The sequence below is a fragment of the Vandammella animalimorsus genome (assembly GCF_002288875.1).
Classification (GTDB): domain Bacteria; phylum Pseudomonadota; class Gammaproteobacteria; order Burkholderiales; family Burkholderiaceae_C; genus Lampropedia; species Lampropedia animalimorsus.
In genome coordinates this window covers 227,217-246,684 of sequence record NZ_NTBH01000004.1, presented here as the reverse complement: position 1 = coordinate 246,684, position 19,468 = coordinate 227,217, and the positions used below count along the sequence as shown (strand labels likewise).

The following is a 19,468-nucleotide window of genomic DNA, read 5'->3' as shown; positions in this document are numbered from 1 at the left end:
GCGGTCTGTGGTGGCGTAGCGGTTTCAACTCACGCGCCCGCGAGAGGCGCGACGCTAACCATGCGCGGATTCCGGGCAGGCAAAGTCCGTTTCAACTCACGCGCCCGCGAGAGGCGCGACCAAGCACCTTGGTATCTTCCAGCGTGCTGCCGTGTTTCAACTCACGCGCCCGCTAGGGGCGCGACGTAGGTTGGTCTGGATTGTCCGCAGGTGATGATGTTTCAACTCACGCGCCCGCGAGGGGCGCGACCAGGCGCAGGTCAGTAATGCGGCGGTGGCGCAGATCGTTTCAACTCACGCGCCCGCGAGGGGCGCGACAAACGCGCCAAGGAACAGGCCGAGCGCGACTATGTTTCAACTCACGCGCCCGCGAGGGGCGCGACGTAGTCCACTGCCCATCTTCATAATACCGGGCAGAGTTTCAACTCACGCGCCCGCGAGGGGCGCGACCGTTTTGCGCCGGTACAAATCTGTGCAATGGACACGTTTCAACTCACGCGCCCGCGAGGGGCGCGACCGTACCACTTGTTTGTGATTACGTCGAAAGCGTGCAGTTTCAACTCACGCGCCCGCGAGGGGCGCGACCCATAGCCCGCGAGATTCATCAACGCGGTTGCAGTGTTTCAACTCACGCGCCCGCGAGGGGCGCGACGTTCAGACGTTCCCCCGAATACACAGAGAAGGCCCCGTTTCAACTCACGCGCCCGCGAGGGGCGCGACAGCATCTTTATAACGCGTTGATGGACAGCGTTTTTTGAGTTTGATGGCGCGAATCTACGGTTGGGGCGGGCTTGGGTGCATGGCCGCTTGGTGGCTTTCGCGGGAATGTCTTTGCTAATCAATGCCTTGCGCTGTGTGCGAACCTGTCTTGCAATGCGTAGGACGCTTGGGGTTCGCGGATGCTGGGGATGGTGCGGGGCGGCCGTGCTGTTCAGAACACCAGCGGGCCTTGCAGGTCGAGTGCGGGCTTGGCGCCGATGTGCTCGACTTTGTGTTTCCAGTTCTGGCCCAGGTAGTAAAAGCGCAGGCTGTCGGTTTGCGGGTCGATCAGCTCGCTCAGCTTGTGTTTCAGCGGCACCCATTGCGCGGTGCTGACTTCGATTTCGAAGACGGAGTATTGCACGCGCTGGCCATGGTCTTGGCAGGCGCGGGCGATGCGGCGCAGGCGGCGTTCGCCTTCCGGGGTGCGGGTGCTGACGTCGTAGCTGACCAGGATCAACATGGCGGGTGCTTGGCTGGGGGCTTATTTCCAGATGAAGGGCGGATAGGCGTCCAGATCGCCGCGCAGGTGGCGTGCCAGCAGCTGGGCCTGTACGAAGGGGAACAGGCCGATGGGGGCGTTTTCGCCGGTGAAGCTGTGTTGCAGCTGCTCGCGCTTGCGCTCCTGCCAGGCGGTGAGCACGGTTTTGCGTGCGTCGTCTTTGAGGAGCACGGCGCCGTTGTCCAGTGTTTGGAAGTCGCGTGGGCCGATTTGCCGGCGGTTGATGAGCGAAAGGGCCAGTCGGTCGGCGAGCACGGGGCGGAATTCTTCCATCAGGTCCAGCGCCAGGCTGGGGCGGCCGGGGCGGTCGCGGTGCAGAAAGCCGACGGCAGGATCCAGACCCACGGTTTCAAGTGCGCTGCGGCAGTCGTGGGTGAGCAGGGTGTAGAGCAGCGAGAGCAGGGCGTTGACGGCGTCGCGCGGCGGGCGGCGGCTGCGGCCGGTAAAGCGCAGCGCGGGCTCGTCCACGCGGATCAGGTGGTCGAAGACGCTGAAGTACAGCTGCGCGGCTTCGCCTTCCAGGCCGCGCAGGGCGCCGGTGTCGGCGCAGGTGCGCGCTTGCTGGCTGATGCGTTTGAGGCGCAGCGTGGCGTGCTGCAGGGCCTGGGTGGCGGCGGGCGCCATGCTGCTGGCGTGGTCGCGCAGGGCGCGGGCCAGCACGGCGCGCTGGTTGAAGACTTTGCCGGCGACGATGTGGCGGGCGATGGCTGCGCCCTGGTCCTGGTCGCTGCACCGGTATTGCGCGCGCCGCAGCAGTACGTTGCCGGAAACGGGCCCTTCCACGCGGGCGAGAAACCGGCCGTTGGAGCTGAGGTGGCTGATGCAGATGCCGCGCTGGGCGCAATGGCCCATGAGCGCGGGGGAGACGAGCACGTGGCCGATGCAGACCAGGCCTTGCAGCATGTGCACGGGCAGGCGCGCGCGCGGCTGGCCTTCGACTTCGACGACGAGGTTTTCACCGTCCTTGCGCAGCCAGGCGCCTTCGGTGGTGACGTACAAGGTGTTGAGCAGAGGGCGCATGGCGGGCAGGTGTGCGGGCGCGGGCTTGGGCGGCGGGCTCAGTCCGGCGCTTGCAGCTGGGTTTGCAGCCAGGGCGCCACGCGGCGCGCGGCGCGGGCCCATTGAGGCTGGCAATCGTCAATGAGCGAGCAGGCGCTGCAGCGCCTGGCATCGTCCACGGGCGGCGGGGTGCGGCCGGCGGCCAGCAGGGCGCGGGTGCTGGCGATGGTGTTCAGGGTCAGGGCGCGCAGGTCGGCGTCGAACACCACGTTGCGGCGGCGGCGGGTCTGGCCGTAGAACAGGGCGCCCTCGGACACGGGCTGACCCAGCATGTCTTCCAGACACAGGGCTTGCGCGCACAGTTGCACTTCATCGGCGCGATGCGCCCTGGGCCGGCCGCGCTTGTATTCGACAGGCAGGGCCTGCGGCGGGCCGGCGGCGCGGGGGTGGAACTCGACCACGTCGGCCACGCCAGCAATGCCCAAGGCCGTGTGGCGCAGCGGCATGGCGGTGACGGTGCGCACGCCATGGCGCTGTTCGGCGCCTGGGGAGTCGGCGCGCTGGTGCAGTAGCCGGCCTTCGGCCGTGAGGGCGTTTTCCGACCACAGCTGCTCCAGGTGAATCAGCGCGCACTGGCGCGGGCAGTACAGGTAGTGCTGCAGGGCCGAGAGCGGGATGGGGTCTTCTTCCTGAGCTTGGTCAGCGCTTGGCTTGGCGGCATTCATGCCTGGCGTTCTTGGCTGGGCGGGGCGATGGCGCTACGCCATACGCCCCGCGTGGCGCGCGCGGGCATTACAGCTTTTCTTCCACCGTCACGCCATCCGGCACGGCGCCGATGTGGACCTGGTAGTCGGCAAAGCTGCGCGCGGGCGGGCGGTTGTCGCTGTCGTCCTTGCGCGTGACCTGGACGGCGTCGAACAGCAGGTGCGCCGGGGCGTTGCCCATGGCGCTGTCGTGCTTGAAGACGATGAGCTTGCGCGCGGCCATTTCGCCGCGCGCGGCGGAGCGGTCGTGCTCGAACATGTTCATCAGCGCCTGCCACAGCAGTTGCAGGTCGTCCTCGCCAAAGCCGGTGCGCTCGGCCAGCTTGGCCGAGACGAAACCGTGCGCGCGGTACAGGCCATAGGGCAGGATGTGCTTGCGGCCCATGGTGCGGTTGTCGCCGCTTTGGGCCTCGGCCTCTTTCTCGGTGGTGACGGCCATGCGGGTGATGGCGATCTCCAGCGGCAGCACGGGCTCGACGGAGCTGGCAAAGGCCAGCTGCACCGGGCCGCGCACCTGGCCGGCGTTGACGCCGGTGGTCATCACGGCGCCGAAGGTGCGCACGTCGAAGAAGTTCTGGCACATCCAGGCGGTGATTTCGCGCGCCTTGGCTTCGTCCTTGGGCAGTTTCTTGAAGGCGTCCTTGGCGTCGGGCGGGATGCCCAGCGCCTGCCAGGCCTTCTGGTGCTGTTGGTTGAGCACGGCTTTTTCCTGCATGTAGATGGCAAAGCCGGGCGCGCCGTCCTTGTCCAGCGCCACGTAGTTGCGGATTTTGCGCTTGAGGCTGACGTCGGTGACCAGGCCGCGGCTGGTTTCCGGGTCCAGCCGCGGCAGGTTGCCCGCATCAGGGTCGCCGTTGGGGTTGCCGTTGGTCACGTCGAACAGGTACACGAACTCATAACGGTGGGCGATGGGCTGGCTCATTCAAAAATCTCCTGCTGCGTGGCGGTGGAATCGGTGTCGGTGGTGTTCTTGTCGCCTGCGCCTTCGTTCTTGGTGAACAGCGCGCGGTTCTGGTGGTAGTAGCCGATGGCAAAGCGCCCCTGGTGCTCGATGTTGAGCGTGCGCGGAAATTGCTGGGGCAGGCTGTCCATCACGTCGCCCATCAGCTTTTCCAGATGGATGGCCTGGCCGGTGCGCTCCTTGCGCAGCTTGGACAGGTGGTTTTGCGCGTTGCGCAGCAGCACGGGGAAGATGCTGGCGGGCGTGGCCGAGGCCGCGCCGTAGTAACGGTCGCGGATGGTGGCGTTGAGCTGCGCGCCCAGGGCGCTGCGCTGCACGTGCTCCAGCACGGCGAACAGCCGCCCCAGCAGGTAGGCGGGCTGGGTCGATTGGGGGTCAAGGCTCACCGGGATCTCCTCTGTCGATGATGGTTGAAGCAGGCGGCGCTGGCGCGCGAGCACGCCCTTGCAGATGGCGGCGCGCAGGCCGGAGAGGTGGCCGTCGGCGCGGATGCGCATGACGGTATTGGCCAGCAGGCTGCGCGGGTAGAGGCCGCCGGTCAGGATGGAGCGCAGCGTCTCGCCCACCAGGTGCGCGGGGGCGTCGTCGGCCTTGGGCATGGCCCCTTCGCGCTGGGGCACGGTGGCCAGCACCAGACGGCGCATGGCCGGCGCGGTCTGCCAGGGGCAGGGTTCGATGCGCAGGTCGGCCTCGTGCTGGGCCAGTTTTTCCACGAAGTGCTGCAGCGAATCGGTCAGCCACAGGCGCACCGACAGGCGCGAGGCATTGGGCGCCAGGCCGAGCACGAAGATGCGCGTGTCGGGGTGCAGGCCCGCGTCCAGCTGCGCGGCGTTCAGCGGGCGGCCTTTTTGCACAGCTTGCAGCACGCCCCGCAGGCGCATGGCTTCGCTGCCGTCGTCGATCGGGTCGAAGAGCGAGGCCAGCAGGTCTTCGGCGGCCTGGGCCTGGGCGGGCTCGGGCGCCTCGGCCCAGAACACGACGCTGGTGTCGCCGATCTGGATGCGCTGGCGGTTGTCCGCGCCGCTGCGCAGCAGGTGGTTGAGCGCCGTGGTGTAGGCAAAGGCCGCCTGCGCCGAGACGGGGGCGTTGTCGCCCTGCTCTTTGCCGAAGGAGTTGAAGGCGTCCTGGTTGAAGGAGACGATGGAGGCGCCCGAGCTTTGCGCGCCATGCACGCCTTTGATGGCCGGGTGCAGGCGGGCCGGGGCGGCTGGCTCGCCCGTGGCCAGGCAGGTCATGGCGGGCGGGCCTGCCTGGGCGCCGGGCGCGGGGGGCGGGCCAGCGTCGCCGCCGGCCTCTTGCGCTTGCAGCAGTTGCATGCGCAGCGCCTGCGCGGCCGGCCTGTCGTGCAGGTAGGCGTTTTCACCGTCAAGGCTGAACACCAGATTGGCGTCCTTCATTTCCTCGGTGAACAACGGCGGCTGAAAGTGCTCGGGCCGCCACTGCTGCAAAAAGCGCCGCAGCGCCAGCAGGCCCTCGTCCGTGGCCTGCGCCAGCAGGGGCAGGTGCAGCGCCTTGAAGGCTTCGTGCTCCTTGTCTGCGCGCTTGCTGCTGGCGCTCACGCCCAGCACGTAGCTGCTCTTGTCCCACAGCACATTGGGCTGGATGCCCACCGTGCGCTTGACGGGCTGCGGCACGGTGATGAGCTGGGGCTTGGGCTTTTTGCCCGAAGTGTCCATGCGCGCCTGCACGGCGGCCACGCTGCCATCGGGGCGCAGCTTGATCACGTAGCTGATCTTCTCGGGGCTGTAGCCGTAGGGCGCCAGGCCGCTGCCGGGCTGCGCGGCCAGCCGGTGGTAGAGCCGCACCAGGGCTTGCAGGATCATGCCTTGACCTCCTCGCTGTGCCAGGCGGGCACGTCGATGGCGCCATCGACCATGCGCGCGCGGAAAAAGCGCGGCGTGTGCCCGTGGTCGAAGTCGATGTCGTGCAGCATCCAGCCCAGGTCGCGCTGGCGCTCGGCCTCGGGCAGGGTGGAGGCGGGCAGCGCCTCGCCTTCTTCCAGCAGGCGGAAGAAGGCCGGAAACTCGCGCACGCCCAGGCAGGGCGTGTGGAAATACTGGCCCTTGCGCGCGCGGCGCGTGAAGATGTCCAGGTGCTTGCCGGCGCTGTCGCCCGCGCCGGCGCGGGCGCTGAGCTCGAAATGCGCCTCGATGACATAGGCCACGTCGCGCAGCAAGGTGGTGGCACGCTGCTGGCGGTCCTCCTCCACACAATGCAGCAGCGAGGCCGTGCTGCCCGCCTTCATGGCCTTGCTGACCAGGCCCGCCGGCACCTTGCTGCCCACTTCGTTGCGGCGCAGCGATTCGAAGCGGATGGGGCGCAGCACATGGATGCGGTCCACGCGCCAGGCGATGGCCGGCTTCCAGTGGATGGCGCTCAGGATGCCGCGCGCGGCCGACGGCGTGATGACGTCGTACGACACGCGTTCGCCCTTCATCTCCGGCCGGGTGAAGCAGGCCCGCTCACCCCAGACGTGAAGGCGGATTCCGTAAGACATGGCGTGCGACCTCCTCCAAAGCAGTAGCAAGGGATGCCTGGCGCGATCGGCCTGACCGTCGGTTCAACTTCCGTTGGGCCTGGCTTTGTAACGAAGCGTCATCAGCGCGCCCAACCCCGGCATAAACCATCGGTGCGGTGCAGGGAACGCGGTGTAGCAGGGCGCGCACTGCGCTCAATACCTGCCGAGCATCCTGGATGGCGCCGTATTCTATGTGATCAAAGTTACCTATGAAACAAATAAATACAATGGTTTTCACGGATGAGCATCTTTGCCCAGGCGTGCAGCGGTGGTTGGAGATGCCTCAGACAATGAGCTGGGCCGCATCCACAAACGTTGGCTCCTCCCACCACAGCCCATATTGGGGGCTGTAGATGTCCATGTTGACCAGGGCCATGAACTGCTCGCCCCAGCGTTCGGGGGCGATGGGCTGGATGGCCCCGGCCTGGCGCAGCGCGGAGAAGGCTTGGCGGGGCACTTGCACCAGGTAGGGCTGCAACTGGCGCGCCAGGCCGCCCACGGTGTAGCTGTGGCGCAGCGCCTCGATGGCGTGGCGGGCCGTGTCGTCCCAGGCGATGACGACGGGCTGCTGCGCGCTCTGGATCATTTGGAACTGGTGGGCGATGTGCTCGAACGGCAGGTTGTCCAGGCGGCTTTGCCTGAGCTGGCCCAGCAGGTCCTGGGCGTCCAGCGCCTGCTCGCCTTTTTGCCAGTACAGCGCCTCGAAGTAGGCCTGGATGGCGGCGGGTGACAGCGGGTCGGCCTGGTGCCGGGGCTGGCGCAGCACTTCCTGCGCGGCCTGGGCGTAAACGCGCAGCTCGGGCGGCGGCGCCCATTGCGCCTGATCGGTGGCGAAGACCAGCACCTCGCTGCGTTCCACCGGCCACTCCTTGTTGCGGTTGCAGCGGCCAGCGGCCTGGACGATGGCGTCCAGGCCCGCCTCGGCGCGCAGCACGGTGGGCAGGGAGATGTCCACGCCCGCTTCGATCAGGCTGGTGGAGACGATGCGGCAGGCCAGCCCGTCCTGCAGGCGCTGGCGCGCCTGGGCCAGCACCTGGCTGCGGTGGCGCGCGCACATCAGCGTGCTCAGGTGCGTGGCGCCGGGCAGGTCGGCAATGGCGCGGAAGACGGCGCGCGCGTGCAGGCGGTTGTTGACGATGCACAGCACCTGCTCGCGCGCGCGCAGTTCGGCGGCCAGGGCCGCGTCGTCCAGAGTGCCCGCGTGGCGCACGCGCACGCGCTCGAGCTGGCGCGCCAGGGCGTGCTCGTCCTGCACCAGCGGGCGCACGTCGCGCAGGCCGCCCTTGAAGCGCGGCGCCTGCAGCGCGGGCTGGGTGGCGGTGCACAGCACGACGCTGCTTTGGTAGTGGCGCGCCAGCTCGTCGATGGCGGCCACGGCCGGGCGCAGCAGGTGCAGCGGCAGGGTTTGCGCCTCGTCCAGCACGATGACGCTGTTGGCGATGTGGTGCAGCTTGCGGCAGGCGCCGGTGCGCGCGGCGAACAGGCTCTCGAAGAACTGCACGGCGGTGGTGACGACGATGGGCGCGTCCCAGTTTTCCATGGCCAGGCGCAGCTTGGCCTGCGACTGGTGCCAGTCGGGCCGGCTGGCGTCCGGCGCGGGCGGGGTGAAGGCGCTGTGGTGCTCCAGCACGGCTTGCGCGCCATGCGGGCCGAGGGCGCGGCGGAACACGGCGGCGTTTTGCTCCACGATGCTGGTGAACGGGATGACGAAGATCACGCGCCGCTGGCCGTGGGCGATGGCGTGGTCCAGCGCGAAGGCGAGCGAGGCCAGCGTCTTGCCGCCGCCGGTGGGCACGGTGAGCGAAAACAGCCCCGGCGCCAGCGTGGCCTGCTGGCGCGCGTAGGCCAGGATGCGCGCGCGGATGCGGTTGACTTCGCTGTCGGCCTGAAAGCCGCGCAGGTGCTCGTCCAGCTGCGCGCGCAGCGCCTGCAGGCTGGGGGCGGGCTGGGCGCGCGCGGCGGCCTTGCGCTGGCTGGGGGGCAGGAACTGGTCGTAGTAACGCTCGGTGTCCAGATAGTCGGCATCGACCAGGGCGGAAAACAGCATGCGCGCCAGAAAGGCGGCGCTGAAGCCCAGGCCGTGCGGCGCGTCGCGCGGCAGCTTGCGCGCGGCTTCGGCCAGCAGCTCTTGCAGCGCGGGCAGCGTGATCTCGCGCTGCCAGGCGGCGTCCAGCGCGGGCAGGGCCGGGTCGGCCAGGCGCTCGGCCAGCGGCAGGCGCTGCCCCCCTTGCGACAGGCCGCCATTGGCCAGCCCCGCATGGTGCCCGGCAATGCCGTAGGCCAGCAGCCAGCCCAGTTGCCGGTATTGCTCCAGCGCCACCTTGGCCCCCCAGGTGGAGTGGTTGACGCGGATGGCCGCGCCCAGCGCGCGCTGCTGGAAGGGCGCGCAGTATTTGCCCAGGTCGTGCAGCAACCCCATGGCGCGCGCCAGCTGCGCCGCGCCGAAATGCGCCGCGAAGCTGGCAGCCAGCGCGCCCGTGTTGTGCGCATGCTCGGCCAGCGGCTGGTGCGCGGCGATGGCCAGGTCGGGGGAGGAGTGGGCGATGTACGTGCTGGATGGCATATGCGCTGCTTGAGCATGAAAAAGCCGCCCTGTGGTGAGCAGGGCGGCTGATGGGGGCGCTTACTTGAACTTGGGCAGGTTGAACTGCGGTGGTACGCCCATGCGGGTGTTGATGATCCACTGCTGGGCGATGGACAGGATGTTGTTGGTCAACCAGTACAGCACCAGGCCAGCGGGGAAGAAGAAGAACATCACGCTGAACACCAGCGGCATGATCCACATCATCTTGGCCTGCATGGGGTCCGGCGGTTGCGGGTTGAGCGCCACTTGCAGCAGCGAGGACAGCATCATCAGCAGCGGCAGGATGAAATAGGGGTCGGGCGCGGAGAGGTCATGAATCCAGCCAATCCATGGGGCGTGGCGCATTTCCACGCTGGACAGCAGCACCCAATACAGCGCGATGAAGAAAGGCATCTGGATCAGGATCGGCAGGCAGCCGCCCAGCGGGTTGACTTTTTCCTCGCGGTAGATGCGGATCATCTCCTGCTGCATTTGCTGCGGATTGTCCTTGTAGCGCTCGCGCATTTGCATGATGCGCGGGTTGATGGCCTTCATCTTGGCCATGCTGGCGTAAGCGCGGGCGTTGAGCCAGTAGAAAGCAATCTTCAGCAGGAACACCAGCGCGACGATGGCCCAGCCCCAGTTGCCCAGCAGGTCGTGCAGCCGATCGAGCAGCCAGTACAGCGGCTTGGCCAGGGCCTTGACCATGCCGTAGTCCTTGACCAGCTCCAGGCCGGGGCTGATTTCCTGCAGCTCGCGCTCGATCTGCGGGCCGGCGTAGAAGGTGCTGTCCAGCGTTTGCGAGGCCCCGGGGGCGATGCTGGAGAAGGGGGCAATGGCGCCAACGGCGTACAGGCCATTGCCTGGCTTGCGCACGAAGTATTCGCGCTGCAGCCCCGCAGGCGGGATCCAGGCGGCGGCAAAGTAGTGCTGCACCATGGCGGCGTAGCCGCTGGCGCTGGTTTTCTGGAATTTGGTGTTGCCTTTGTCGATGTCCTTGAACTCGACTTTCTGGAATTTTTCCTCGTCGGTGTAGATGGCCGGCCCGGTGTAGGTGCCAGTGAACATCACGCCGCCGTCGATGGTGCCGCCATCGCGCACCAGTTGTTCATACAGCTGCGGCGCCACGGCGGCCTGACCGTGGTTGAGCACTTCGTGGCGCACGGCAATGGCGTATTGGCCGCGCTGCAGCGTCCAGGTCTTAACCAGCTGTACGCCGCCTTGCACGGGCGACTCGAAGCGCAGCTGCAGGCTGTCCTGACCATCGGCCAGGCTGCGAGGGCCATCGGCCAGGCGCATGATGGTTTTGTGGTTCGGAAAATCGCCGCCGATCAGGCCGGTCTGCGCCACGTAGGCACGGGTGTTGCTCTCATCGAGCAGTACGACCTGGCCGTCGCGGGCGTCGTTTTCGTAGTCCAGCAGCTCGACGCGGTTGAGCGAGCCGCCCTCGGTGCTGAAGCTCAGGCGCAAGACGTCGGTGGAGACCTCGATGCGTTCGGCCGCTGCTGCAGGCGCGGCAGACGGTGCTTCGATGGGCGGCTGCCCAGTCTGGATCAGCGCTGTACTGGCTTGCGGGGTCTGCGCGCCGGGGGTGATGCCGGGCACGGCATCGCTGGCTGCGACTGGCGCCGACGCTGTGGTGGCGGCCGGCTGAGGGAAGAAGAATGCGGAGCGGCCATTGTGCAGCTGCCAGCGATCCCACAGCAGAATCAGCGAGAACGCAAAGATCACCCACAGAATGGAGCGGCGAATATCGTTCATGGGGACTTCTTGGACGAAGAGGAGGAAGAAATCAGGCGGCTGAACAACCCTTGTGCCGGGGCTTCAGGCACCGGGTCATGGCCGCCTGCGCACCAGGGGTGACAACGCGCCAGGCGGCAGGCAGTCAGCCAACTGCCGCGCGCAGCGCCATGGCGCTGCAAGGCGGTGATTGCGTATTGCGAACAGGTGGGCTCGAAACGGCAAGCGCTGCCCAGCCATGGGCTGAGCAGCAGGCGGTACAGCTTGATCAGCCCGACCAGTGCAGAGCGGATCATGGTTGGGCCTTCGCCTCAAGCCCTGTGGAGCCCGAGGCAACACCATGCGCTGCGGCGCGAGCAAACAGCAACTGCAACTGCTCACGCACTTGCTGGCGCAATTGGGGTGACGCGGCGCTGCGCAACACGGGCGCACTCGCATGGGCCTGCTGGCCCATGGCAGGCTGCTTGGGCGCAGTCTTCTTGGCTTTGCCGCGTCCAGAGCTAGCTGGAGCATGAAAGCCAGCCCGAAGACGAACCAGCCAGGCAAAGCCTACCTGAGCAGGCGATGCAGCCATGCCAACTCCTTCGACGGAGCTGTCAGAGGCAGCACGCAGATGCTCCAGCGCCACTGCATACACCTGGCGGCGGATCAAATTGCGCGTCACTGCTCGTTTGGCCCAGCGTTTGGGCACCAGCGCCCCTACCCAAGCGCCGACATGAGCAGACATGATTCCGCCCGCCGATGACGCAGCGCCGTCCAATGGGCCGGGCAGGGCAGCCACAGGCAGACGGTGCAGACAAAAATGCGTCGTTCGGGCAATGGGCGCTTGCGCCAGCATGGCCTGAAACTGTTGGCGGGTTTTCAGATGTCGGATACGCATGCGCAGCAGCCACGATCAAAGGGCCGCTATGCAGCGGCCTTCCAAGCGATGCGCCCAGGTGGTCGAGGCACAGGCGCATTGAGGCTGGCGATCCAGAGCCCCAAACCTTTGTTTTTCGCGCAGCCTGTGCACCAGCGGCGCTGCTGGACTGCATAAGGCCCCAGCAGCGGCAGAGGCCTCTGGCATGGACTGTGCTGCTAGCCAGCGCGGAGGCTCAGGACAGGCCCAGGCGCTTGCGGCCTTTGGCGCGGCGTGCGTTGATCACAGCGCGGCCGCCGCGGGTTTTCATGCGCACCAGAAAGCCATGGGTGCGGGCGCGACGGATTTTGGAAGGTTGGTATGTACGTTTCATGAGACTCACCTATTAAGGAGGAAATCGATGACCAAAAGGCCGTGCAGCAATGCTTGCCGGGCAGGCGCAGGGCCAAGCCGTGTATGCCTCCAGCCAGGGCAAAAGGCAGGGCGCAGACCGCGCACGATCGGCACTCGGTGCGCAGTCAGCGCCTACTGCCAGATCAAAGCAAACCGCAGATTATCTCATGGCTTTGCTTTTTGTTCCAAACTGGTCGTTGGAAAGCCTGGGCCAGGGAAGTGCGGAAGGAGGAAAGGCGAGGGCGGGGTCTCAGGCTGAGGGATGCATCTGGGCCTGTGGATAACTGCCTCTCGGCAGGGGCGCGCTGCTTATAATCTGGCCCTTTTCGCTCGGATGATGCGCCGATGGCCCAGGGAAGGTCTGCGCGAATCGCAGCGCTGTGTGCCTCTGCTGATTCGGGTGCTCTGCTTCGCTCGCGGACCCTTGCGATACCGCTTGGTATCGATGCGGTTTTGCGCCGTGCATCGCATCCTGGGCCGCAGCGCACTGGATTCGTGCAGACCCTTTCTAGGACTGCCGGGAAGTGCGGTGACGGCGCGGGCATCACTGGGCAAATGGGGTCAATCGGGCAGGTGAGGCAGACGGGCATGGTGCAAGCAATGAAAAAAATCTCTCAGTTCCAGGTGCCGCCCAGTACGCAGCTAGGCCCTCAAGAGGAGGATGGCCCCACGCAGCCAACCCAGGCCGATTTTTGGCAGCGTTGTCTGGAGCGTCTGGCGCTGGAGATCCCGCCGCAGCAGTTCTCCAGTTGGATCAAGGGTTTGCAGGCCAACTACCAGCCCGAACAGGCGCGCATGCGCCTGCAAGTCTCCAATCGTGTGGCGCTGGAGCACATCCGCAAGAATTATCTGGGCACCATTGGTGCAGTCGCCCAGGAGGTCAGCGGCGCGCCGCTGAACATTCAGATTGGCCTGGCGGCGCGGGCTGGGCATGGTGGCGCGGCCAGCGCGGGCACGGCCTTGCCGCACCGCGCTCGCAGTGCGCCTGCGGTGGCAGGCATTGCCGGCTTGGCCCAGCATGTGCAGGCGCAGGCCAGCCAACAGCGGCCAGACCAGCCTGTGCAGGCCACGCTGCAGCAGCAGGCCATGCCCCAGGCCCAGGCCCTGCCGGAGATGGAACTGCCCTTGATGGAGGAGGAGCTGCTGCCGCTGGCCGAGGAGGCGCCGCCGGCAGGCGACGAAGGCGTTGCGCCCCCAGCGGCGGGTGCGGCAAGCGGCCCAGGCAGTGCGGGCGGCGCGCGCGCAGCGCACCTCAAGCCGCAGCTGACCTTCGACAACCTGATCGAAGGCTCGGCCAACCGCATGGCGCGCGCGGCGGCGCTGCATGTGGCCCATGCGCCCGGGCAGATGTACAACCCGCTGTTCATCTACGGCGGCGTGGGCCTGGGCAAGACCCACCTGATCCATGCCGTGGGCAACCAGATGCTGGCTGCGCGGCCCGATGCCAAGGTGCTCTACATCCACGCCGAGCAGTTCGTCACCGACGTGGTGCGTTCGTATCAGCGCAAGACTTTCGACGCCCTCAAGCAGCGCTACCACTCGCTCGACTTGCTGTTGATCGACGATGTGCAGTTCATCGCCGGCAAGGAGCGCACCCAGGAGGAGTTCTTCAACGCCTTCGAGGCTTTGCTGTCGAAAAAGTCGCACATCGTCATGACCAGCGACACCTACCCCAAGGGCCTGATGGACATCCACGAGCGCCTGGTCTCGCGCTTTGACCAGGGCCTGACCGTGGCCATCGAGCCGCCCGAGCTGGAAATGCGCGTGGCCATCCTCATCAACAAGGCCCGCGCCGAGGGCATTGCCCTGTCCGAGGACGTGGCCTTTTTCATCGCCAAGAGCGTGCGCTCCAACGTGCGCGAGCTCGAAGGCGCGCTGCACAAGGTGCTGGCCTACGCGCGCTTCAGCGGCAAGGAAATCTCCATCGCCGTGGTACGCGAGGCGCTGCGCGATCTGCTCTCGATCCAGAACCGGCAGATCAGCGTCGAGAACATCCAGAAAACCGTGGCCGATTTCTACAAGATCAAGGTCACCGACATGCTCAGCAAAAAGCGCCCGGCCAGCATCGCCAAGCCGCGCCAGATTGCCATGTACCTGGCCAAGGAGCTGACGCAGAAAAGCCTGCCGGAAATCGGCGAGATGTTCGGCCGTGACCACACCACCGTGCTGCACGCCGTCAACAAAGTGCGTCTGGAGCGACAGCAGCAAACCGAGCTCAACCAGCAGCTGCACGTGCTGGAGCAAACCCTCAAGCGCTGAGCGCCAAGCAGCGCGCCCTTTGCCATGCAAGCCAGCGATACCCAGCCCATCGCCGCCATCGCCACCGCCGCCGGACGCGGCGCCGTGGGCATCGTGCGCCTCTCCGGCCGCGGCCTGCGGCCCTGGGCCGAGCACTGGCTGGGCCGGCAACTGCAGCCGCGCCACGCCCACTACCTGCCCTTTCCCGCCGAGGACGGCCAGGCCATCGACCACGGCCTGGCGCTGTTCTTCCCCGCGCCGCACTCCTACACCGGCGAGGACGTGTTGGAGCTGCAGGCCCACGGCGGCCCCATCGTGCTGCAACTGCTGCTGGCGCGCTGCCTGCAAAGCGCCGCCGAACCCAACCCGGCCACTGGCCGCCCCTGGCTGGCGCAGCTGCGCCTGGCCGAGCCGGGCGAATTCACGCGCCGCGCCTTCCTCAACGACAAGATGGACCTGGCCCAGGCCGAGGCCGTGGCCGACCTCATCGACGCCAGCACCGAAAGCGCCGCACGCAGCGCCAGTCGCTCGCTCAGCGGCGCCTTCTCGCAGGCCATTGACGAGTTGCGCGAGCGTCTGATCCACCTGCGCATGCTGGTCGAGGCCACGCTGGACTTCCCCGAAGAAGACGTGGACTTCCTCGAAGCCGCCGACGCGCGCGGCCAGCTCGCCGGGCTGCAGGCGCAGCTGCGCGCCATCGGCCAGCGCGCGCGCCAGGGCGCGCTGCTGCGCGACGGCCTGCACGTGGTCATCGCCGGCCAGCCCAATGCCGGCAAAAGCTCGCTGCTCAACGCCCTGGCCGGCGCCGAGCTGGCCATCGTCACCCCCATCGCCGGCACCACGCGCGACAAGGTCGAGCAAACCATCCAGATCGACGGCGTGCCCCTGCACATCATCGACACCGCCGGTCTGCGCCAGACCGACGACGTGGTTGAGCAAATCGGCGTGCAACGCGCCTGGCAGGCCCTGGAGCAGGCCCAGGTCGTGCTGTTCCTGCACGATGCGCTGCAGGCCGACGATCCGGCCAGCCAGCAGCGCGACGCGGCCATCCTCGCGCAACTGCACGCCAGGCTGCGCAGCGCCGACTCGGCAAGCGACACCCCCGCACCCGCGCCCGATGGCATGGCCGCCGTGCCCATCGTCCACGTCTGGAACAAATGCGACGCCGCCAGCGGCTTTCGCGCCGCCCAGCCCGATGCGCTGGTGCTCTCGGCCAAGACCGGCCAAGGCCTGGACGCACTGCGCCAGCGCCTGCTGCAGCTGGCCGGCCATGAAACCGTGGCCGAAGACGTCTTCATGGCCCGCGCCCGCCACGTGCAGGCGCTGGCCGAAGTCGGCGAGCACCTCGACCAGGCCCAGGCCCAGATCGACAGCCCCGCCCCGGCGCTGGACCTGTTGGCCGAAGAGCTGCGCCTGGCCCAGCTGGCGCTGAACCGCATCACCGGCGAATTCGGCGCCGACGACCTGCTGGGCGTGATCTTCTCGCGCTTTTGCATCGGCAAGTGATGCCTCAGCATGGGGGCAGACCTGCCTGGCCCTGCCCGATGCTGCAGCGAAATGCCGTTGGCCACACGGCATGCTGACAACGCAAAGGCCCGCAGGGCACATGCGCCTGAGGGCCTTGATGAAATGCCACTGGACGCTTCAGAGCCTGGAGAAATCCGGCTTGCGTTTTTCCATGAAGGCGGCGAAGGCTTCGCGGGCGGCGGGGGCTTGCAGGAGCTGGCCGAAGATGCGCGCTTCTTCGTCGATGCGCGCCAGCACCTCTTCTTGCTGGGCGGCCTTGAGCAGGCGCTTGGTTTCGCGCAGTGAGCGCGAGGGTTTGGCGGCGAGCTTGGCGGCCTGGGCCTGGGCGCAGGCGTTGGCCTCGCCCGGGGGCACGATGCGGTTGACCAGGCCGACTTCGAGCGCGGCTTCGGCAAAGAAGGGCTCGCCCAGCAGCAGGGCTTCGCTGGCGCGCTGGTGGCCCATCAGGCGCGGCAGCAGCAGCGAGGAGCCGGCCTCGGGGCACAGGCCGAGGTTGACGAAGGGCATGGAGAAGGCGGCGTTGTCGCCGGCGTAGACCAGGTCGCAGTGCAGCAGCAAGGTGGTGCCGATGCCCACGGCGGGGCCGCAGACGGCCGCCAGCAGCGGCTTGGGGAAGCTGGCCAGGGCGCGCAGGAAGCGGAACACGGGGCGATCGGCGTCGTCGCCGACCGGCTGCATGGCCGCGCGCTGGAAGTCCTCGATGTCATTGCCGGCGCTGAAGACGCTTTCGTGCCCTTGGATGACCGCCACGCGCACGGCCTCGTCCTGCGCGGCGGCGTGCAGCGCGTCGGCCAGTTCGGCGTACATGGCCTGGGTGAAGGCATTTTTCTTCTCCAGGCGCGCCAGCGTCAGGGTCAGAACGCCGTTTTCGCTGTGGCGCAGGATGGCTTCGGACATGGGCTTACTCCTTGTAGTAGGCAATTTGGTGGGTGCTGGCCAGCAGCTGGCCGGCGCTGTTCCAGATGTGGCCGCTCTGGTCGGCAAAATTGTTGCGAAACTCCTGGCCGGTGGCCTGGGCCAGCACGTAGCCATCGCCGCTTTGCGCCAAAGTCTGGGCGTCGGCGTGGAAGTACACGGTCATGGAGACGGTGCCGGCGGGCACTTGCTTGGCGCGGCGGCGCCAGATGCGCGGGTAGAACACGTCGCAGACGGCCGCCAGGGCGCAAAAATCCAGCGCGCGCGGCGTGCTTTTGCGCACCCAGAAGCTGGTCAGGCTGTCGTCGTTTTCGCTGCCATCCCATTCGCTGGGGATGGGGCCTTGCAGCGGCACCAGGGCGTACTGACGCAGCCAGGGGGTGAAGCTGGTGACGACGATGGGCTCTTGCGCCGGATCGGGGCCGCCTTGCACGGGGGCGGGCACATCGCTGGCCGACCAGGTGGGGCGGCGCACGGCGGTGACCAGGCTGGCGGTGGTGGCGATGATGGGCTGGCCAGATTCGGGATCATCGACCCATTGCTCGATCTGCCAGTGTTGGGTGGAGCGGTTGGTGCGCACGGGCCGGGCCTGAATGCGGAATGGGCCGTCGGGTACGGGGCCGGCGAAGTTGATGGTCATGGCCGTGGGCTGGCCCAGGCATTGGGGGTGCTGCAGCGCGGCGTTGAGCAGCACGGCGGCGGTGATGCCGCCGAAGGGGCCGATCATGTTGCGGTAGGCCTCGCTGGTGTGGCCGGTGAAGCTGTCATCGGCGCCGGCTTGCAGCGCGATGGCCTGGTCGAATGGGTGCATGGGCATGTTGTGGTGCGGTGGCGGCGCTTGCCGCGGTGGCCGCAGCCAGCGCCAAAGCGGCCACTGGCTGCGGGGGCTGGCGCATCAGGCCAATCAGGCCAGGGCGTGCGTGGTCTGCATCAGGCTTTGCGCGTTGTTTTGCGCACGGCGCAGTGCGGTTTCGACTTCGGGCATCAGGCGTGCGAAGTAAAAGCGCGCGGTCTCCAGCTTGGCGGCGTAGATGGGGTCGGTCTCGCCGCGGGCCTGGGCGGCCAGCGCGACCTGGGCGGCGCGCGCCCACAGCCAGCCGAAGGCCATGTGGCCGACGATGCGCAGGTAGTCCACGGCCACGGCGCCGATTTCGTCCGGGTTGCGCTGCGCGCGCGCGCCGATGGCCTGGGTCAGCTCGGTCAGGCGCTCGCCCAGCTCATGCAGCGGCAGCAGGAACTGGGCCAGCTTGGCCTCGCTGCGGTGCTCGGCGGCCCAGGCGGCGATTTGCTTGCCCAGCGCGTTCAGAGCGCGGCCCTGGTCGCCCATGACTTTGCGGCCCAGCAGGTCCAGCGCCTGAACGGCGTTGGTGCCTTCGTAGATCAGGTTGATGCGCGCATCGCGCACCAGCTGTTCCATGCCGGTCTCGCGGATATAGCCGTGGCCACCGAAGACTTGCTGGCAGCCGATGGTGGCGGCCATGCCGTTGTCGGTGATGAAGGCCTTGACGACCGGGGTCAGCAGCGCCAGTTGGGCATTGGCCGAGGCGCGTTGCTGCTCGTCGGGGTGGTGGTGGGCCTGATCGAGCAGCAGGCCGCAGTAGCTGCCCAGCATGCGCGCGCCTTCGGCATAGGCCTTGGCGGTGAGCAGCTGATGGCGCACGTCCGGATGCACGATGATGGGGTCGGCAGGCTGCTCGGGCGCCTTGGGGCCGCTGAGGCTGCGCATTTGCAGGCGCTCCTTGGCGTAGGCCAGGGCATTCTGGTAGGCGATTTCGGTCAGGCCCAGCGACTGGTTGCCCACGCCCAGGCGGGCGGCGTTCATCATCACGAACATGGCGGCCAGGCCCTTGTGCGGCTCGCCCACCAGGTGACCCACGGCGCCGTCGAGCTGCAGCTGCGCGGTGGCGTTGCCGTGGATGCCCATCTTGTGCTCGATGCCGGTGCAGAAGATGCGGTTGCGCTCGCCAAGCTGGCCATCCTCGCCGACCAGGTACTTGGAGACCACGAACAGGCTGATGCCCTTGCTGCCCTGCGGCGCATCGGGCAGGCGCGCCAGCACCAGGTGCACGATGTTCTCGGCCAGGTCGTGTTCGCCGGCGCTGATGAAGATTTTGTTGCCGGTCAGCAGGTAGCTGCCGTCGGCCTGGGGCTCGGCCTTGGTGCGCAGCAGGCCCAAGTCGGTGCCGCAGTGCGGCTCGGTCAGGCACATGGTGCCGGTCCACTGGCCGCTGGTCAGCGGTGGCAGAAAGCGCTGCTTGAGCGTGTCGCTGCCGTGCGCCAGCAGCGCCTCATAAGCGCCGTGTGACAGGCCGGGATACATGGTCCAGGCCTGGTTGGCGCTGTTGAGCATTTCGTACACGCACTGGTTGAGCACAAAGGGCAGGCCCTGGCCGCCGTATTCGGGCTCGCAGGCCAGCGAGGGCCAGCCGGCCTCGACGTACTGGCGGTAGGCGCTTTGAAAGCCTTCGGGCGTCTTGACGCTGTGGTTGGCAGCATCAAACTGGCAGCCCTGCGCATCGCCCGGGGCATTGGTGGGCAGCACGACCTCGGCGGCGAACTTGCCGGCCTCTTCAAGCACGGCGTTGAAGGTGTCTTTGTCCAGCGAGGCGTAGCGCGGCAAGGCGTTCAGGGTGTCGATGGCGCCGAACATTTCGTGCAGCACAAAGTGCATGTCGCGCAGGGGCGGGGTGTATCGCAGGCTCATGAGGGGCTCCTTCAGTCAAGGGGGGG

Annotated in this window: 16 protein-coding genes and 1 CRISPR repeat array (1 of these 17 running past the window's edge); of the genes, 2 read left to right on the top strand and 14 right to left on the bottom strand. The window is 67.4% G+C overall.

Annotated features, from left to right (window positions below):
• Positions 1–720: a CRISPR direct-repeat array (repeat unit 32 nt; unit sequence GTTTCAACTCACGCGCCCGCGAGAGGCGCGAC) (it extends 446 nt beyond the left edge of the window).
• 211 nt (positions 721–931) lie between these two features.
• The 11 genes from cas2 to rpmH all read right to left on the bottom strand — a co-directional run bounded on the left by cas2 (position 932) and on the right by rpmH (position 12,038).
• On the bottom strand, positions 932–1,222 hold the full coding sequence (gene cas2 / locus CLI93_RS08095) for a CRISPR-associated endonuclease Cas2 (RefSeq protein WP_095541601.1): 291 nt from the start codon (positions 1,220–1,222) through the stop codon (positions 932–934).
• 21 nt (positions 1,223–1,243) lie between these two features.
• The gene (gene cas1c / locus CLI93_RS08090) at positions 1,244–2,281 is read right to left on the bottom strand and encodes a type I-C CRISPR-associated endonuclease Cas1c (protein WP_095541652.1); all 1,038 of its coding nucleotides are present in this window, start codon (positions 2,279–2,281) and stop codon (positions 1,244–1,246) included.
• A gap of 38 nt (positions 2,282–2,319) precedes the next feature.
• Entirely contained in the window at positions 2,320–2,985 is a 666-nt protein-coding gene (gene cas4, locus CLI93_RS08085; protein ID WP_095541600.1) for a CRISPR-associated protein Cas4, read from the bottom strand.
• Between the two features lie 67 nt (positions 2,986–3,052).
• Positions 3,053–3,946: a type I-C CRISPR-associated protein Cas7/Csd2 gene (gene cas7c / locus CLI93_RS08080; RefSeq protein ID WP_095541599.1), complete on the bottom strand. Its 894-nt coding sequence runs from the start codon at positions 3,944–3,946 to the stop codon at positions 3,053–3,055.
• The gene (gene cas8c / locus CLI93_RS08075) at positions 3,943–5,808 is read right to left on the bottom strand and encodes a type I-C CRISPR-associated protein Cas8c/Csd1 (RefSeq protein WP_095541598.1); all 1,866 of its coding nucleotides are present in this window, start codon (positions 5,806–5,808) and stop codon (positions 3,943–3,945) included. The genes cas7c and cas8c overlap by 4 nt, the downstream gene beginning before the upstream one ends.
• Entirely contained in the window at positions 5,805–6,482 is a 678-nt protein-coding gene (cas5c, locus tag CLI93_RS08070) for a type I-C CRISPR-associated protein Cas5c (RefSeq protein ID WP_095541597.1), read from the bottom strand. The genes cas8c and cas5c overlap by 4 nt, the downstream gene beginning before the upstream one ends.
• A 304-nt stretch (positions 6,483–6,786) precedes the next feature.
• Positions 6,787–9,066, bottom strand: a complete 2,280-nt coding sequence (locus tag CLI93_RS08065; RefSeq protein WP_095541596.1) for a CRISPR-associated endonuclease Cas3'' — start codon at positions 9,064–9,066, stop codon at positions 6,787–6,789.
• A gap of 60 nt (positions 9,067–9,126) precedes the next feature.
• Complete coding sequence (gene yidC / locus CLI93_RS08060; RefSeq protein ID WP_095541595.1) at positions 9,127–10,827, bottom strand: membrane protein insertase YidC; 1,701 nt, start codon at positions 10,825–10,827, stop codon at positions 9,127–9,129.
• A complete protein-coding gene (yidD, locus tag CLI93_RS08055) occupies positions 10,824–11,102 on the bottom strand; it encodes a membrane protein insertion efficiency factor YidD (protein WP_095541594.1) in 279 nt (92 codons plus the stop codon). Before yidD ends, yidC begins: the two co-directional genes overlap by 4 nt.
• Complete coding sequence (locus CLI93_RS08050; RefSeq protein WP_238945730.1) at positions 11,099–11,644, bottom strand: hypothetical protein; 546 nt, start codon at positions 11,642–11,644, stop codon at positions 11,099–11,101. Before CLI93_RS08050 ends, yidD begins: the two co-directional genes overlap by 4 nt.
• Positions 11,645–11,900: 256 nt before the next feature.
• On the bottom strand, positions 11,901–12,038 hold the full coding sequence (gene rpmH / locus CLI93_RS08045) for a 50S ribosomal protein L34 (protein WP_046740565.1): 138 nt from the start codon (positions 12,036–12,038) through the stop codon (positions 11,901–11,903).
• A gap of 620 nt (positions 12,039–12,658) precedes the next feature.
• On the opposite strand from rpmH, the gene dnaA reads away from it, so the two are divergent.
• Positions 12,659–14,317 carry a chromosomal replication initiator protein DnaA gene (gene dnaA, locus CLI93_RS08040; RefSeq protein WP_095995739.1) on the top strand — a complete coding sequence of 553 codons (1,659 nt, stop codon included), beginning with the start codon at positions 12,659–12,661 and terminating at the stop codon, positions 14,315–14,317.
• 24 nt (positions 14,318–14,341) lie between these two features.
• Positions 14,342–15,802 (top strand): tRNA uridine-5-carboxymethylaminomethyl(34) synthesis GTPase MnmE, encoded by a 1,461-nt coding sequence (gene mnmE / locus CLI93_RS08035; RefSeq protein WP_095995738.1) that lies wholly within the window; start codon positions 14,342–14,344, stop codon positions 15,800–15,802.
• Between the two features lie 138 nt (positions 15,803–15,940).
• On the opposite strand, the gene CLI93_RS08030 is transcribed toward mnmE, so the two are convergent.
• The 3 genes from CLI93_RS08030 to CLI93_RS08020 form a co-directional block, all read right to left on the bottom strand.
• The gene (locus CLI93_RS08030; RefSeq protein ID WP_095995737.1) at positions 15,941–16,720 is read right to left on the bottom strand and encodes an enoyl-CoA hydratase; all 780 of its coding nucleotides are present in this window, start codon (positions 16,718–16,720) and stop codon (positions 15,941–15,943) included.
• Between the two features lie 4 nt (positions 16,721–16,724).
• Positions 16,725–17,549, bottom strand: a complete 825-nt coding sequence (locus CLI93_RS08025) for an acyl-CoA thioesterase (protein WP_095551370.1) — start codon at positions 17,547–17,549, stop codon at positions 16,725–16,727.
• A 93-nt stretch (positions 17,550–17,642) separates the two neighbouring features.
• On the bottom strand, positions 17,643–19,442 hold the full coding sequence (locus CLI93_RS08020; protein WP_095541589.1) for an acyl-CoA dehydrogenase C-terminal domain-containing protein: 1,800 nt from the start codon (positions 19,440–19,442) through the stop codon (positions 17,643–17,645).
• Between the last annotated feature and the right edge of the window lie 26 nt (positions 19,443–19,468).

Bases quoted from the DNA above. Each gene is read 5' to 3' on its own strand.
- cas2 (WP_095541601.1), bottom strand. From the start codon at position 1,222: ATGTTGATCCTGGTCAGCTACGACGTCAGCACCCGCACCCCGGAAGGC.
- cas1c (WP_095541652.1), bottom strand. From the start codon at position 2,281: ATGCGCCCTCTGCTCAACACCTTGTACGTCACCACCGAAGGCGCCTGG.
- cas4 (WP_095541600.1), bottom strand. From the start codon at position 2,985: ATGAATGCCGCCAAGCCAAGCGCTGACCAAGCTCAGGAAGAAGACCCC.
- cas7c (WP_095541599.1), bottom strand. From the start codon at position 3,946: ATGAGCCAGCCCATCGCCCACCGTTATGAGTTCGTGTACCTGTTCGAC.
- cas8c (WP_095541598.1), bottom strand. From the start codon at position 5,808: ATGATCCTGCAAGCCCTGGTGCGGCTCTACCACCGGCTGGCCGCGCAG.
- cas5c (WP_095541597.1), bottom strand. From the start codon at position 6,482: ATGTCTTACGGAATCCGCCTTCACGTCTGGGGTGAGCGGGCCTGCTTC.
- CLI93_RS08065 (WP_095541596.1), bottom strand. From the start codon at position 9,066: ATGCCATCCAGCACGTACATCGCCCACTCCTCCCCCGACCTGGCCATC.
- yidC (WP_095541595.1), bottom strand. From the start codon at position 10,827: ATGAACGATATTCGCCGCTCCATTCTGTGGGTGATCTTTGCGTTCTCG.
- yidD (WP_095541594.1), bottom strand. From the start codon at position 11,102: ATGATCCGCTCTGCACTGGTCGGGCTGATCAAGCTGTACCGCCTGCTG.
- CLI93_RS08050 (WP_238945730.1), bottom strand. From the start codon at position 11,644: ATGCTGGCGCAAGCGCCCATTGCCCGAACGACGCATTTTTGTCTGCAC.
- rpmH (WP_046740565.1), bottom strand. From the start codon at position 12,038: ATGAAACGTACATACCAACCTTCCAAAATCCGTCGCGCCCGCACCCAT.
- dnaA (WP_095995739.1), top strand. From the start codon at position 12,659: ATGAAAAAAATCTCTCAGTTCCAGGTGCCGCCCAGTACGCAGCTAGGC.
- mnmE (WP_095995738.1), top strand. From the start codon at position 14,342: ATGCAAGCCAGCGATACCCAGCCCATCGCCGCCATCGCCACCGCCGCC.
- CLI93_RS08030 (WP_095995737.1), bottom strand. From the start codon at position 16,720: ATGTCCGAAGCCATCCTGCGCCACAGCGAAAACGGCGTTCTGACCCTG.
- CLI93_RS08025 (WP_095551370.1), bottom strand. From the start codon at position 17,549: ATGCACCCATTCGACCAGGCCATCGCGCTGCAAGCCGGCGCCGATGAC.
- CLI93_RS08020 (WP_095541589.1), bottom strand. From the start codon at position 19,442: ATGAGCCTGCGATACACCCCGCCCCTGCGCGACATGCACTTTGTGCTG.